This is a genomic window from Pseudochelatococcus sp. B33 (genome assembly GCF_053570585.1).
The window spans coordinates 21,877-36,702 of sequence record NZ_JBSEFH010000001.1; the positions used below are offsets into that span (position 1 = coordinate 21,877).

Annotated in this window: 8 protein-coding genes; 7 read left to right on the plus strand and 1 reads right to left on the minus strand. The window is 70.5% G+C overall.

All coding sequences use genetic code 11. The annotated features are described in order from the left end of the window. Positions 1–111: 111 nt before the first annotated feature. From ACUSIJ_RS00095 to addA, 7 genes are all read left to right on the plus strand, one after another. Positions 112–420, plus strand: coding sequence for an HPr family phosphocarrier protein (locus tag ACUSIJ_RS00095; protein WP_449306654.1), 309 nt, complete (start codon positions 112–114; stop codon positions 418–420). A gap of 234 nt (positions 421–654) precedes the next feature. Beyond that, positions 655–2,052 carry an adenosylhomocysteinase gene (ahcY, locus tag ACUSIJ_RS00100; protein WP_449306315.1) on the plus strand — a complete coding sequence of 466 codons (1,398 nt, stop codon included), beginning with the start codon at positions 655–657 and terminating at the stop codon, positions 2,050–2,052. 301 nt (positions 2,053–2,353) lie between these two features. Then, the gene (locus tag ACUSIJ_RS00105) at positions 2,354–4,996 is read left to right on the plus strand and encodes a PAS-domain containing protein (RefSeq protein WP_449306316.1); all 2,643 of its coding nucleotides are present in this window, start codon (positions 2,354–2,356) and stop codon (positions 4,994–4,996) included. A 38-nt stretch (positions 4,997–5,034) separates the two neighbouring features. Then, on the plus strand, positions 5,035–6,642 hold the full coding sequence (gene tsaE, locus ACUSIJ_RS00110; protein WP_449306317.1) for a tRNA (adenosine(37)-N6)-threonylcarbamoyltransferase complex ATPase subunit type 1 TsaE: 1,608 nt from the start codon (positions 5,035–5,037) through the stop codon (positions 6,640–6,642). 195 nt (positions 6,643–6,837) lie between these two features. Continuing rightward, positions 6,838–7,572, plus strand: coding sequence for a nucleotidyltransferase family protein (locus ACUSIJ_RS00115; RefSeq protein WP_449306318.1), 735 nt, complete (start codon positions 6,838–6,840; stop codon positions 7,570–7,572). Further along, positions 7,572–10,796, plus strand: a complete 3,225-nt coding sequence (addB, locus tag ACUSIJ_RS00120) for a double-strand break repair protein AddB (RefSeq protein ID WP_449306655.1) — start codon at positions 7,572–7,574, stop codon at positions 10,794–10,796. The genes ACUSIJ_RS00115 and addB overlap by 1 nt, the downstream gene beginning before the upstream one ends. Beyond that, the gene (gene addA / locus ACUSIJ_RS00125) at positions 10,793–14,317 is read left to right on the plus strand and encodes a double-strand break repair helicase AddA (RefSeq protein WP_449306319.1); all 3,525 of its coding nucleotides are present in this window, start codon (positions 10,793–10,795) and stop codon (positions 14,315–14,317) included. Before addB ends, addA begins: the two co-directional genes overlap by 4 nt. 5 nt (positions 14,318–14,322) lie before the next feature. Here addA and hspQ read toward each other — a convergent pair whose 3' ends face one another. Continuing rightward, entirely contained in the window at positions 14,323–14,670 is a 348-nt protein-coding gene (gene hspQ / locus ACUSIJ_RS00130; RefSeq protein ID WP_449306320.1) for a heat shock protein HspQ, read from the minus strand. Between the last annotated feature and the right edge of the window lie 156 nt (positions 14,671–14,826).

Below are 14,826 nucleotides of genomic sequence, written 5' to 3' on the forward strand. Positions count from 1 at the left end.
CCCGGCGGTTGGGCGCGCCCCTTTGGTATTTCGCGAAAGTGATTGGACGTGATCGACATTGCTGACGACAACGCGTCGCGCGGCGACGACGGATATGGTGGAAGCGCCGATATGATCTCCCACGAGGTGATCTCTCCCGACGCGGCCTCCCTTGCCACGCGTGAGCTGCCGATCATCAACCGGAAGGGATTGCACGCGCGCGCCTCCGCCAAGTTCGTGCAGACCGTCGACCGGTTCGAGGCCGACGTGAAGGTGAGCCGCGCCGGCGAAACGGTGGGCGGACGTTCGATCATGGGCCTGCTGACACTCGCCGCCGCCAAAGGCACCACCATCACCGTCACGGCCTTCGGCCCGCAGGCGAACGACGTGCTCGACGCCGTCGAGGCGCTGCTCGCCGACCGCTTCGGCGAGGACGAATAGAGCGCCGCCGGACCCGGCCATCCGATACATATATAAAGATTTCTTTATATCATTCTTGCCCTGTGCGCCTTACGCTGGTATAGAGCGCAGGCACCGGTGTGCGTTTTTGGCTTTCGGCCGGAACGTCGGGTGGTGCCAAACCCGCGCGGCGCGGGAAGCGCTTCACCATGCGCAGCCTGCCGGGCACCGGTCGAAGAACGGGGCCGATGGTATTATTCTTTCAGGATGGGACAGATGTCGCAGGATTATGTCGTCAAGGACCTCTCGCTGGCCGATTGGGGCCGGAAGGAAATCTCCATCGCCGAAACGGAGATGCCGGGTCTCATCGCCGTGCGCGAGGAGTTCGGCCCCACGCAGCCGCTGAAGGGCGCGCGGATCGCAGGCTCCCTGCACATGACGATCCAGACGGCGGTGCTCATCGAGACGCTGACGGCGCTGGGCGCCGAGGTGCGCTGGGCCTCGTGCAACATCTACTCGACCCAGGACCACGCGGCCGCGGCGATCGCGGCAAGCGGCGTGCCGGTGTTCGCCGTCAAGGGCGAGACGCTGGAGGAATACTGGAACTACACCCGCCGGATTCTGGAATGGGGCGACGGCGGCACGCCGAACCTCATCCTCGATGACGGCGGCGACGCGACGCTGCTGGTGCATCTCGGCCTGCGCGCGGAGCAGGGCGACGCGGCGTTCCTCGAAGATCCTTCCTCCGAGGAGGAAGAGGTGCTGTTCGCGCTGATCAAGCGCACGCTCACCGAAAAGCCCGGCTGGTTCGCGGAACTCGCCGCCAACATCAGGGGCGTTTCCGAGGAGACGACAACGGGCGTGCACCGTCTCTACATCATGGAGCGGGAGGGCAGCCTGCTGTTCCCGGCGATCAACGTCAACGACTCGGTGACGAAGTCGAAGTTCGACAACCTCTACGGCTGCCGCGAGTCGCTCGTCGACGGCATCCGCCGCGGCACCGATGTGATGATGGCCGGCAAGGTCGCCATGGTGGCGGGCTTCGGCGATGTGGGCAAGGGCTCCGCCGCCTCGCTGCGCAACGCGGGCTGCCGCGTGCTCGTGTCCGAGATCGACCCCATCTGCGCCCTGCAGGCGGCGATGGAGGGCTACGAGGTGGTGACCATGGAGCAGGCGGCGCCGCGTGCCGACATCTTCGTCACCGCCACCGGCAACAAGGACATCATCACCATCGAGCACATGCGCGCGATGAAGGACCGCGCCATCGTCTGCAACATCGGCCATTTCGACAACGAGATCCAGGTCGGGGCGCTGCGCAACTACACGTGGACCAACATCAAGCCGCAGGTCGACGAGATCACCTTCCCCGACGGCAAGCGCATCATCCTGCTGTCCGAGGGGCGTCTGGTGAACCTCGGCAACGCCACCGGCCATCCCTCGTTCGTGATGTCGGCATCGTTCACCAACCAGACGCTGGCGCAGATCGAGCTGCACACGAAGCAGGGCGAGTACGAGAAGAAGGTCTACACGCTGCCCAAGCACCTCGACGAAAAGGTCGCGGCGCTGCATCTCGCCAAGATCGGCGTCACCCTGACCAAGCTCACCGAGGAGCAGGCCACCTATATCGGCGTTTCCGCCAACGGGCCGTTCAAGGCCGGCCATTACCGCTACTGAGGCGGCCCCGGATCTGCGGGAAACGACAAGCGCCGGCCGCGCCCGTCCGGCGCGGCCGTTCTCGTGCGGCTGCACCGTCGCAACCCGCAACATAACCATGTCCGGCTATCTTCCTAGGATAGCTGGGGGAATCGGTCGTTTCCTTCCCGTTAACCACTTTCTGATGAACTGTCCGAGGCTGTAGAGTATTGATGATTCGAGGCTCGGTTCTTGCTGGATCGGGTGTCATCGGACTTGGTTTCTCGGGCGGGGTTTCATGAGGGCAAGGGCGCACACGCTTTGGCGTCAATGCGAGACTGTGTTGTCATCGTTTGCCCGGCCCGGTTCGGAAGCTGCAGCCCGCTCCGCCATCGTCTATGCGCCTGCAGGCGCCGGCAGGCCATGCGGCGCACGCGTGAGCCGGCGGATGCTCGCGGCCGGTTCCCTCCTCGCGTGCTGCGTCGCGGGGAGGGCGCACGCGCAGGAAGCGGCGGGCGCGATCACGCCATCCGATCCGTTCGCGGACCTCGGCCTCTCCTTCGCGCCCCATTCCATCATCATTCTGGCCGGGTTCGTCGGCCTGCTGTCGGCTTTCGCGATGGCGGCGCTGGCGCTGGGGCGCGAGAGGGCGAAGGCGCGACGCGCCCGCTCGGCGCTGGCGCACGAGCTCGCGCAGCTTCGCGCTCGCCACGACCGATACGCCACCCTGATCGCCTCCGAACCCCAGATCATCGTCAGTTGGCCGAGCCGCCACGGTGAGCCGGTGATCGAGGGCGACACCGACCTCGTCGCGCCCGGGCAGCCGGCCCGGCGCGCGCTGGCCTTCGGCTCATGGCTCGCGCCCTCGCACGCCCAGGCGCTGGACAATGCGCTCGACGCGCTGAAAAACGGCGGCGAGCGGTTTCATCTCGGGCTGCGCGCCATCGACGGGCGCTATTTCGAGGCCGACGGCCGGGCGATCAGCGGCCAGGCCGTGTTTCGCCTGCGCGAGACCACCGCCGAGCGTCAGGAGCTCGCCCGCGCCCGCGAGGCGCTGGCCGGCGCGCGCGGCGATCTTTCGGCGCTGCGCACGATGCTTGATGCGCTCGCCCAGCCGATCTGGCTGCGCGACCGGGACGGGGCGCTGCTGTGGGTCAACCTCGCCTATGCCGCCGCCGTCGGCGCGGCGGACGCGGCCGAGGTCGTCGCCCGCCAGACGGAGATCCTCGACGCCTCGGCCCGCGCCGCTGCGCGGGACGCCATCGCGCGCGGAACCGTCTATGCCGGGCGGGTGAAATCCGCCGTCCGGGGCGCGGAACTGGTGGTCGACGTGGTGGAGAGCCCCGGCGGCAGCGGCACGGCCGGCATGGCCACCGACGTGACCGCGGTGGAGCTCGCCCGCCGGGACCTCGCGCGGCTGAAACAGGCCCACGCCCGCACGCTTGACCGGCTGCCGACGGCAGTGGCCATCTTCGACGCCGACAAGCGCCTGGTGTTCCACAACGCCGCCTACCGCAAGCTGTGGGGCCTCGACGAGGCGTTCCTCGCCGCCGGCCCGTCGGACGGGGACATCCTCGAGCGCCTGCGCAGCGAGCGCAAGCTGCCGGAACAGGCGGACTTCCGCAAATGGAAGGGCGAGCTGCTGATGGCCTACCGCGCTGCGGAAGCGCAGGATCACTGGTGGTATCTGCCGGACGGCCGCACGCTGCATGTCGTCGTCACGCCCAACACGCCGGCCAAGGGCGGGTCGTCCCCGGGCGGCGTCACCACTGGCGGCGTCACCACCGGAGGCGTCACCTATGTGTTCGACGACGTCACCGAGCGCTTCAGCCTGGAGTCGCGCTACAACGCGCTCATGCGCATCCAGGGCGAGACGCTCGACTCGCTGCGCGAGGGCGTTGCGGTGTTCGGCTCGGACGGGGGCCTGAAGCTGTCGAACCCGGCGTTCTCGGACCTGTGGCAGCTCGACGACGACACGATCGCCGGCCGCCCGCACGTCGACGTCATCGCCGGCCATTGCGCGACGCTCTCGACGGACAAGGGCGTCTGGGCGGATATCCGCATGGCGGTGGCGGGGCTGCACGACAAGCGTACCCGCCACACCTTCCGGGTGACGCGCCTCGACGGCGCAACCCTCGACTGCGCCGCCGCGCCGCTGCCCGACGGTTCCACGCTGCTCACCTTCACCGACATGACGGCAAGCGTGGCCGTCGAGCGGGCGCTGACGGAGCGCAACGAGGCGCTGGAAACGGCCTCGCGCATCCGCGACGACTTCCTGCACCACGTGTCATACGAGTTGCGCTCGCCGCTGACCAGCGCCATCGGCTTCGCCCAGTTGCTGGCGGAGGAGACGGTCGGGCCGCTCAACGCCAAACAGCGCGAATACGCCGATCACATCACCCGCTCGTCCGAGAGCCTGCTGACACTCATCAACGACATCCTCGACCTTGCCACCATCGACAACGGCGGCGTGGAGATGACCTTCGGCGACGTGGACGTGGCGGAGGCCGTGGCGGCGGCCATTCGCGGCATCGAGGACAGGCTCGCCGAGAAGGATGTCCGGCTCCGCGTCGAGGTGCCGGTCGATATCGGCGCCTTCCAGGGCGACGCCAAGCGCGTGCGGCAGGTACTCTACAACCTGCTGTCGAGCGCGCTCGGCACGTCGGAGAACGGCGGCTCCATCACGGTCGTCGCATCGCGCGAGGCCGGGTACGTCCATCTTTCCGTCACCGATACCGGCCGGGGGCTGGCGGAGGCGCAGGTCGAGCGGCTGCTGTCGCGCACCGCCGCGCGGGCCGATGTCGGCCTGTCCGTCGATGTCGGGCTGTCGCTGGTGCGCGCCTTCGTCGAGCTGCACGGCGGCAGGATCGAGGCCTCGTCCGCGGCGGGCGAGGGCACGCGCATCGTCTGCATCTTCCCGGCCGCGCAGCCCGGTCTCGATCGCACGGGAAGCGGCCAAGGAAGCGGCAAGGAGGCTGCGGCATGAGTTCCCTCACATGAGTTCCCTCACATGAGTTCCGCCACATGAGTTCCGCCACCTGGGCCGTCCGGCTCACCGATCAGGCGGCGACGGAGCATCTGGCCGCCGTCCTCGCGCGCGAGGCGCGGCCGGGCGATCTGATCACGCTCTCGGGCGATCTCGGCGCCGGCAAGACCACGTTCGCGCGCGCCTTCGTGCGGGCCTTCGCCGGGGACGGCGAGCTCGACGTGCCGAGCCCGACCTTCACCCTGCTGCAAAGCTACGAATGCGCCCGCGGCACCGTGGTGCACGCCGACCTCTACCGCATCTCCGACCCGCTCGAACTCGATGAACTCGGCTGGGACGAGGCCATCGACGACGCGGTCGCGCTGGTGGAATGGCCGGACAGGGCGGGCGACTCGCTCAGCGAAAGCCGGCTCGACATCAACCTGCGGCTGGTGCCGGGCTTCGAGGGCGAGCGGATCGCCGTCCTCACCGGGCTCGGCGAGCACGCGCGCCGGCTCGCCGAGCTGAAGGCCGTGCGCACGGTGATCGACCGCGCCGGATGGGGCAACGCCGCGCGCGCGCCCATCTACGGCGACGCATCGAGCCGCCTCTACGAGCGGCTCACCCGGCCCAACGGCGAGACCGCCATCCTGATGATCTCGCCGCCGCGGCCGAAGGCGCCGGTGTTCCGCTCCGAAAAGCCCTATCACGTCGTGGCGCGGCTGTCGGATTCGGTCCACGCGTTCGTGGCCGTCGACCGGGGATTGCGGGCGCTGGGGCTGAGCGCGCCGGTCATCTACGGGCAGGACCTCGACGCCGGGCTGCTGCTGGTCGAGGACCTCGGCGGCGAGGGCGTGGTGGATGCGGCGGGCCCGATCCCGGACCGCTACGGGGAGGCTGCGCGGGTACTCGTCAAGCTGCACACTTCGCCCGTGCCGGACAGGCTGCCGGTGGTGGAGGGGGTGGAGCACGTCGTGCCGCCCTATGACGTCGACGCACTGATGATCGAGGTCGGGCTGCTGCTCGAATGGTATCTGCCCCATCGCGCCGGCCGGTTCGTGCCCAATTCGGGCCGGGCAGCGTTCAGCCGCATCTGGAGCGGCCTGCTGCGCGAGGTCAGCGGCGATCCCGACGAGAGCCTGACGCTCCCCCCGCCGGGATCGCGGATATCGGAGCATCAAACATCGGCATCCCGGACACCAATATCCCGGACTTGGGTGCTGCGCGATTTCCACTCGCCGAATCTGATCTGGCGGTCGGATCGCAAGGGGCTCGCCCGCATCGGGCTGATCGACTTCCAGGACGCGGTGATGGGCCATCCCGCCTACGACCTCGCCTCGCTGCTCCAGGACGCGCGTGTGACCGTGCCGCCGGAGCTGGAGCTGCGGCTGCTCGCGCTCTACGCGCGGGAGAGGCGCGCCCGCGATCCGGATTTCGACGTCGAGGCATTCACGCGTGCCTATGCCATCCTGGGCGCACAGCGGGCGACCAAGCTGCTCGGCCTCTTCGTGCGCCTCGACCGGCGCGACGGCAAGCCGGCCTATCTCGCCCATCTGCCGCGCATCGGCGCCTATCTGCTGCGCAACCTGAGACACCCGGCGCTCGCCGAGCTGAGCGGCTGGTTCGGGACCCATATTCCGCAACTGGCGGACGGCGTCGAGGGGTGAATACCCCGGCAGGCACGCGATTCCCGCCACGGTCCCCGGTTTTTCACCGATACTTATTGCTTTGTCATCAGCAGCCCGTAAAAAGGGCTGACGGCGGATTTCGGGAGCGGTAATGGGCCTTTCCCGTCATGTTCCTCATCGGTTGAATCGTCTATCATCGGAATGCGTCTTGCGCACCAGATCAGCAATCCTGTCATGACCGAACGCCCCGAGTTCATTCCCTCTTCCGCGATGGTGCTCGCCGCCGGGCTCGGCAAGCGCATGCGGCCCGTCACCGCAACCCTGCCCAAGCCGCTGGTGCGCATCGCCGGACGCTCGCTGCTCGACCGGGCGCTCGACCGGCTGGCGACGGCAGGCGTCAGGCGGGCCGTGGTCAACGTGCACTATCTGCCCGATCTCGTGGAGCAGCATCTGAGGCACTTCACCGGGCTCGATATCATCATCTCCGACGAGCGCAAGCAGCTCCTGGAGACCGGCGGCGGCACCAAGAAGGCGCTGGAACTGCTGGGGCCCGATCCGTTCTTCATCGTCAATACCGACGCCATGTGGCTGGAAGGCCCGGCATCGAACGTGGAGCGCCTGGCGAGGCGCTGGAACCCGGACGAAATGGACATCCTGCTGCTGCTGGCCAGCGCCACGAGCAGCATCGGCCACGACGGCGACGGCGATTTCAACATGACGCCGGACGGTCGCCTGAGCCGCCGCCCCGAGCGCGAGATCGCGCCCTTCATCTATGCCGGGGTGGGGCTGTTCAAGCCGGCGCTGTTCGAGGACACGCCCGACGGCCCGTTCTCGCTCAACCTGCTGTTCGACCGCGCCATCGCCGCGGACCGTCTCTACGGCCTGCGGCTCGACGGCGAGTGGCTGCATGTCGGCACTCCGGCCGCCATCGTGCAGGCGGAGGAGTACGTCGCGGCGAGCGCCAGGTGATCGCGGGGCAAGAGGTGACGACGGCGCGCCCGCAGGAGGCGAGGCGCGGGCCGCGTCACCCGCGCGTCTTCAATATCGCCACCGGCGTCCCCTTCCTGCCGACGCTCACTGATGCGCTGCTCGCGGGCCGCATCCTGCCGGGGTTTCCCGATGCGGCCGATCCGCTGTCGCTGTCGCGGGCGACGGTCTACCTGCCGACCCGACGCGCCGCCCGCGCCTTCGCCACGCTGCTGGCGGAGCGCTTCGCGCCGGCGCCGGTGCTGCTGCCGCGCCTCGTGCCGCTCGGCGACGTCGACGACGCCGAGCTGGCGCTGTCGGCCGATGGCGAGGCCCATGCGGAATCCGGCATCGCGTCCGATCTCGCCGCCGGCGTCGCGCCCGCGCTCGGGGACACCGAGCGCAGGCTCATCCTGACGCGGCTGGTGCTGGCGTGGGCGCGGGCGGTGGACCGGGCGCTGCTGCACCTCGACGAACGCGAGCCGCTGCTGGTGCCGGCCTCGCCCGCCGACGCGCTGGCGCTCGCCGGCGATCTCGCGCGGCTCATGGACTCGCTCACCACCGAGGACGTGCCGTGGAACGCGCTCAAATCGCTGGTGGAGGAGCGCCACTCCCGCTACTTCGCCATCACGCTGGAGTTCCTGAAGATCGCGGCGGAGCAATGGCCGGGCATTCTGGCCGGGCGCAACGTCAGCGATCCGGTGGCGCGCCACCATCTGCTGACGCTGGCGCAGGCGCAACGCTATCTGGACGAGTCCCCTCCGGAGCCGACGATCGTCGCGGGCTCCACCGGCTCGATCCCGGCGACCGCCAGGCTGATCGCCGCCATCGCCCGCCTGCCGCAAGGGGCGGTCGTGCTGCCGGGGCTCGACGATCTTCTCGACGACGGCACATGGGCGCTGATCGGCGGCGAGGGGGCCGATGATCGAGCTGCCGCAGGCCAACCGGTGGCGAGCCATCCGCAGGCGATCCTGCATCGGCTGCTCGCGACCATCGGCCTCGCCCGCGCCGATGTCGCGCCGCTCGGGGATGTCCCGCCGCGCATCGCGGCGCGCCGGCGTTTCATCAGCGAGGCGCTGCGGCCGGCGGAGACCACCGACCGGTGGCATCGGGAGCGCGCCCGCGTCATGACCGGCGCGGGCGGGGATTCCGGCCCGCTCACGGGCATCGCGCTGATCGAGGCGCCGGACGAGCGGACCGAGGCGCTGGCGGCGGCCATCGCACTGCGCGAGGCGCTGGAGACGGAAGGCCGCACGGCGGCCCTCGTGACGCCCGACCGGGCACTCGCCGAGCGCGTCGGGGCGGAGCTGCTGCGCTGGGGCATCGTGGCGGAAGATTCCGCCGGGGTGCCGCTGTCACGGACCTCTGCCGGGACGCTGGCGCGCCTCGTGGCACAGGTGGCGGTGACGAACGTCGCGCCGGAACCGCTGCTGGCGTTGCTGGCGCATCCGCTGGCGACGTTCGGCCTGCCGCGCGGCGAGGTCGAGCGCATCGCCGCCACGCTGGAGATCGGTCTGCTGCGCGGGCCGGCGCTGCCCGCCGGCATCGGGGGCATGCGGGCCGCGCTGCCCGTGCGCCGCGACGAGGCGGCGGACCGCCACGCCGCGCGCCCGCGCAAGGCGCTGGGCGGCGCGGACTGGCAAGCCGCGGCGGCGTTCCTGGACCGGCTTGCCGATGCCTTCGCCGGCTTCCTGCCGCAGGACCACGCGGATGAGGCCGATATCGATCTCGTCGCCCTGGCCGTCAGCCATGCCGCAGCGGTGGCAAAGGTCGCGGCCCCGGAAACCGGCGCGGCGCTGCCGGCCGGCGAGGGCGGGCCGGAACTTGCCGGGCTGTTCGACGATCTCGCCCTCACCGATGCGGGCGGCGTCAGCGGCCGCTTCGCCGACTATCCGGCTTTCTTCGACGGCCTCGCCGGCGAGCGCGTGGCGCGCCGGGAAACCGGCAAGGCCGCCCATCCGCGCATCAGGATCTGGGGCCTCCTGGAGGCGCGCCTGCTCAACGTCGACCGCATCGTGCTCGGCGGGCTGGACGAAGGCGTCTGGCCGCCGAAATCGCGCACCGACGCCTTTCTCAACCGGCCGATGCGGGCGATGCTCGGCCTCTCCTCGCCGGAGCGGCGCATCGGCCAGACCGCGCACGATTTCACGGAAGCGCTCGGCACCGGTGACGTGGTGATCACGCGCGCGCTCAAGCGCGACGGCGCGCCCACCGTGCCCTCCCGCTTCCTGCAACGCATGAAGGCGCTTGCGGGCGGGGACGCATGGCGCGACGTGACCGCAGCCGGGGAGCGTTACCTCGCGCTGACCGAAGCCGTGGATGCACCGCCGCCCGCGCCCGCCATCAGGCGCCCGGCGCCGAAGCCGCCGCGCGCCCTGCTGCCGAAGGGGCTCAGCGTCACCGCCATCGAGACGCTGGTGCGCGATCCCTATGCCGTCTACGCGCGCCACGTGCTCGGGCTCGATCCGCTCGACGCGATCGCGACCCCGCCCGGCGCCGCCGACCGTGGCACGCTGGTGCACGCGGCGCTCGGCAATTTCGCCATCCGCTGGCCGGACGCGCTGCCGGACGACCCGCTCGGCGAAGCGTTGCGGCTGGGGCGCGAGGCGTTCGCGCCGCTTGCGGTCTATCCCGATGTCACGGCGCTGTGGTGGCCGCGTTTCGAGCAGGTCGCGCGCGCCTTCGTCGGCTGGGAGATCGCCCGGCGGCCGGGCATCGGCAGGCTCACGGCGGAGATCCACGGCCGCCTCGACATTCCCGTGCCCGGCGGCGTGTTCGTGCTCTCGGCCCGCGCCGACCGCATCGAGGAATGGCCGGGAAGGACCGTCATCGTCGATTTCAAGACCGGCGCCGCGCCGAGTACGTCACAGATCTTCGCCGGGTTCTCGCCGCAGATGACCCTCGAGGCGGCCATGCTGAAGCGCGGCGCCTTCCCCGGCATCGCCGCCCCGGACGACATCGCGCTGCTCTACATGCTGGCGAGGGGCGGCCGCGAGCCGCTCACCGAAAAGCCGATCGACCAGCCAAAGAAAGAAACGCGGACGGTGGCGCAGGTGATCGAGGAGCATTTTGCGGGGTTGCAGGCGCTGCTCGGCCGCTATTACGGCGGCGATGCCGGCTTCATCTCGCGCCCCTTCCCGGAATACGCCAAGCACGAGGGGCCCTATGACCATCTGGCACGCGTGCGCGAGTGGTCCGTGCTCGCCGGGGCGGGGGAGGACGCATGAGCCGCTTCGTCGTTCCCCCAAAAACCGTCATCGACCAGCGCCGCGCCGCCGATCCCGCGGCCTCGGCCTGGGTGTCGGCCAACGCCGGCTCCGGCAAGACCAAGGTGCTGGCCGACCGGGTGCTGCGCCTGCTGCTCGACGAGGTGGAGCCGACGCGCATCCTGTGCCTCACCTTCACCAAGGCGGCGGCGGCGAACATGTCGAACCGCGTGTTCGACGAGCTCGGCGCCTGGGTGGTGCTCGACGATGCGGGGCTCGCCGAGAGGCTCACGGCGCTCGACGGCAGGGCGCCGGCGCGGGCCAGGATCGCGGTGGCGCGGCGGCTTTTCGCGCGCGCCGTCGAAACGCCGGGCGGGCTGAAGATCGAAACCATCCACGCCTTCTGCGAGCGTCTGCTGCATCTCTTCCCCTTCGAGGCCAACGTGCCCGCGCGCTTCGAGGTGCTGGACGAGGCGCAGTCGCAGGATCTGCTCGAACAGGCGACGCGCGAGGTGCTGACCGACGCCGCCACCGGCCGCTCCGCGATCGCCGATGCGCTGGATCAGGTGGCACGGGAAGCGGGCGACGAAACCGTCGGCCGTGCGCTGCGGACGGCGCTGCGCCACAAGCCGTTTCTGCGCGCGCATGCCGATCCGGCGGCGCTCGACCGGGTCTTCGCCGCCTTCGCCCGCGCCTGCGGCATCGCGGCGGACGACACGCCCGAGACCCTGCGCCGCGCCGTCATCGCCGGCGGCATCGCCTCCGACGAATGGCCGGCCGTCGCCGAGGCGCTGGAGGCCGGCGCGAAGACGGACAGGGACAAGGCCGGCCTGCTGCGGCGGGCATTTGCGGCCCGCGACGCGCTCGAACGCTTCGCGCTCTACCGCGACGTCTTCTTCACCCAGAAAGGCGAACCGCAAAAAAGGCTGGCGACGAAGGCCATCGACCCGGCGCTGACCGAACGCCTCATCGCTGAACGCGACCGCATCGAGGCGCTGCTCGACCGCATCAGGGCGGCGGAAGCGGTGGCGCGCACCCGGGCGCTGTTCTCGCTGGCGCAGGCGGTGTTCAACCGTCTCGAAAAGCTGAAAAGCGCCCGCGCGGCGCTCGATTTCGACGACCTCATCGCCCGCACCGTGGCGCTGCTCGGCAAGGCGGATGCGGCGTGGATCCTCTACAAGCTCGATGCCGGCATCGACCACGTGCTCGTCGACGAGGCGCAGGACACCTCGCCCGAGCAATGGGCCATCCTGCGCAAGCTGGTGGAGGAATTCACGGCGGGCGAGGGCGCGGGCGCGCGCCGGCGCACGCTGTTCGCGGTGGGCGATCCCAAGCAGTCCATCTACGGCTTCCAGGGCGCGGCGCCGCACGAGTTCGAGGCGAACGGCCATTATTTCCGCGCCCGCGCGCAGGCCGCCGGCATGGCCTTCGAGGACGTGCAGCTCACCGTCTCGTTCCGCTCCGCGCCCGAGGTGCTGTCCGCCGTGGACGCGGTTTTCGCACTGCCGCACCACGCCAAGGGGCTGACGCTGGGCGACACGGCCGCCACCCCGGTGCACGAGAGTGCGCGCCCCTCCTTCCCCGGCGTCGTGGAGATCTGGCCGACGATCTGGAAGGACAAGCCGCCCGAACCCGATGCCTGGAGCCTGCCGCTCGACGAGCCCGACGCCTCGGAGCCCGCCGTGCGGCTCGCCCGCAAGGTGGCGCTCACCGTCCGCCGCTGGATGGAGACCGGCGACGAGACCGGCCGGCGCATTCCGCCGGGCGACGTGCTGGTGCTGGTGCGCAAGCGCCGCACCTTCTTCGAGGCCGTGATCCGCTCCCTCAAGGACGCCGGCGTGCCCGTCGCGGGCGCGGACAGGCTCACCGTCGCCCAGCACATCGCCGTGCGCGATCTCGTCGCCGCCGGCCGCGTGGCCTTGCAGCCGCGCGACGACCTGACGCTGGCCGCAAGCCTCAAGTCCCCGCTCGTCGGCTGGGACGACGACGACCTCATCCGCATCGCCGCACCGCGCGCCGGCGACGTGCCGCTGATCGACGCGGTCGCGAAAGCCGCCGATGCGGGCGCGGGCGATCCCGCCGCAGCCCGCGCGCTCGCGACCGTGTCGTCGTGGCGGACGCTGGCGCGGGCACGCGGGCCGTTCGGGTTCTACGCCACCCTGCTCGGGCCGCAGGCGGGCCGGCGCAGGCTCGTGGCGCGGCTCGGGGCGGAGGCGGGCGACGCCATCGACGCCTTCGTGTCGCAGGCGCTCGCCTACGAGCAGCGCTTCGCGCCCTCGCTCGCCGGCTTCCTCAACGCTTTCGAGGGCACCACCGGCGACATGAAACGCGACATGGACGACACCCGCGACGAGGTCCGCGTCATGACCGTGCACGGCGCCAAGGGGCTGGAGGCGCCGGTGGTCATCCTGGCCGACGGCGGCGAGAAGCCCGACGGCAGCCACGATCCCGACCTGATCGAGGTTCCCCTTACGATCGGCGCGCGGGCGCTCGCAGTGCCGATCTGGTCGCCGGGGCAGCGTTTCGACCCCGCTCCGGTGGCAGAGGCGCGCGCCACGCTGCGCGAGAAGGCGGCGGAGGAGAACGCGCGCCTCCTCTACGTCGCGCTCACCCGCGCCCGCGACCGGCTGATCGTGGCCTCCGCCATCAAACGCGAGCCGAAAGCGGACGGCACGGATGCCGGCGCATCGTCTGCCCGGCCGCCGGACGAAAGCTGGTCCGGCATGGTCATCAACGGCATCGAACAGGCCGTCTCCGACGACGGCGGGCTGCGCGGCCGCCTGACGCGCGTCACGGACGAGACAGGCGGGGAGATCCTGCGCTGGTCGTCGCCGGAGAAGGCCGCTGCAGGGGGCGAGCCCGGCGGCGCATCGCCGCGCCCCGACATCTCCGTGCCCGCCTGGCTGACGGCACCTGTGCTCCCGGAGACGCAGCCCGCGCCGCCGCTTCGCCCTTCGAGCGCGATCGACGCGGCGGACCGGCCGCATCGCCCGGCCGAAGCCTCTGCGGCGGAAAGCGCGCGCCTGCGCGGCCAGCTCGTGCACGCGCTCATCGAACGGCTGCCCGCTCTTGGCCCCGACCGTCGCCGGCAGGCGGCGATCGCCTATATCGACACACGCGCCCCCCGGCTGGCGCCGGACGAGCGCCAGCATATCGTCGACGCCGCCCTCGGCATCGTCGACGCGCCGGCGCTTGCCGGGCTCTTCGGGCCGTCGAGCCGGGCGGAGGTCGCCATTGCCGGCCATATCGCGCTTGCGGACGGACGGACGCTGCCGGTCTCCGGCCGGATAGACCGGCTGGCCATCATCGACGACGAAGTCCACATCGCGGATTTCAAGACCGGCGCTCCCGGCGCGGTGCCGGCCGATGCGCCCGATCACGCCCATCTCGCCCAGCTCGCGCTCTATCGCGCGCTGCTGCGCAAGTTGCTGCCGGGCAGGGACGTGCGGGCTTTCCTCGTCTATACGCGGGGGCCGGTCGTGGTGGAGGCCGAGGGCGCGCAGCTGGACCGGGCGCTGGCGGAGATCGCCCCAGGAATCTAGACGCCTCAGTTCGTCATCCGTGCCGGGATGCGGTACTGCCCCGGCGCGCCGTTCTCGAACGCCTGCGCGACCATCGGGTGGCGGACGGGCTCGCCGGAGGTGTCGGCCACGAGGTTCTGCTCCGAGACATAGGCGATGTACTCGGTTTCCGTGTTCTCGGCGAACAGGTGATAGAACGGCTGATTGCGGTCCGGCCGCCTGTCCTCAGGGATCGCCTGATACCATTCCTCGGTATTGTTGAAGCACGGATCGACGTCGAAGATCACGCCCCGAAACGGATAGATACGGTGCCTGACCACCTGTCCCAGGTCGAATTTCGCCGTCCGCATGCCGGAAAATCGCAGCTTGTCCATCAGTAAATCAAACTGCGGGGACAGGTAGTTGTCAAGCCCGACCCCCGGCGGATGCCTCCGCCCGCCGATCACATCTCCGATGAGATCCAAACCCCCTGCCGATCGGGGCTTCTCCATGGGCTTTCCACCACTGTCCCCTGGCTGGTTCCCCGGCTG

Coding starts and splice junctions, on each gene's coding strand:
- tsaE (WP_449306317.1), top strand. CDS start 5,035: ATGAGTTCCGCCACCTGGGCCGTCCGGCTCACCGATCAGGCGGCGACG.
- hspQ (WP_449306320.1), bottom strand. CDS start 14,670: ATGGACAAGCTGCGATTTTCCGGCATGCGGACGGCGAAATTCGACCTG.
- ahcY (WP_449306315.1), top strand. CDS start 655: ATGTCGCAGGATTATGTCGTCAAGGACCTCTCGCTGGCCGATTGGGGC.
- ACUSIJ_RS00115 (WP_449306318.1), top strand. CDS start 6,838: ATGACCGAACGCCCCGAGTTCATTCCCTCTTCCGCGATGGTGCTCGCC.
- ACUSIJ_RS00095 (WP_449306654.1), top strand. CDS start 112: ATGATCTCCCACGAGGTGATCTCTCCCGACGCGGCCTCCCTTGCCACG.
- addA (WP_449306319.1), top strand. CDS start 10,793: ATGAGCCGCTTCGTCGTTCCCCCAAAAACCGTCATCGACCAGCGCCGC.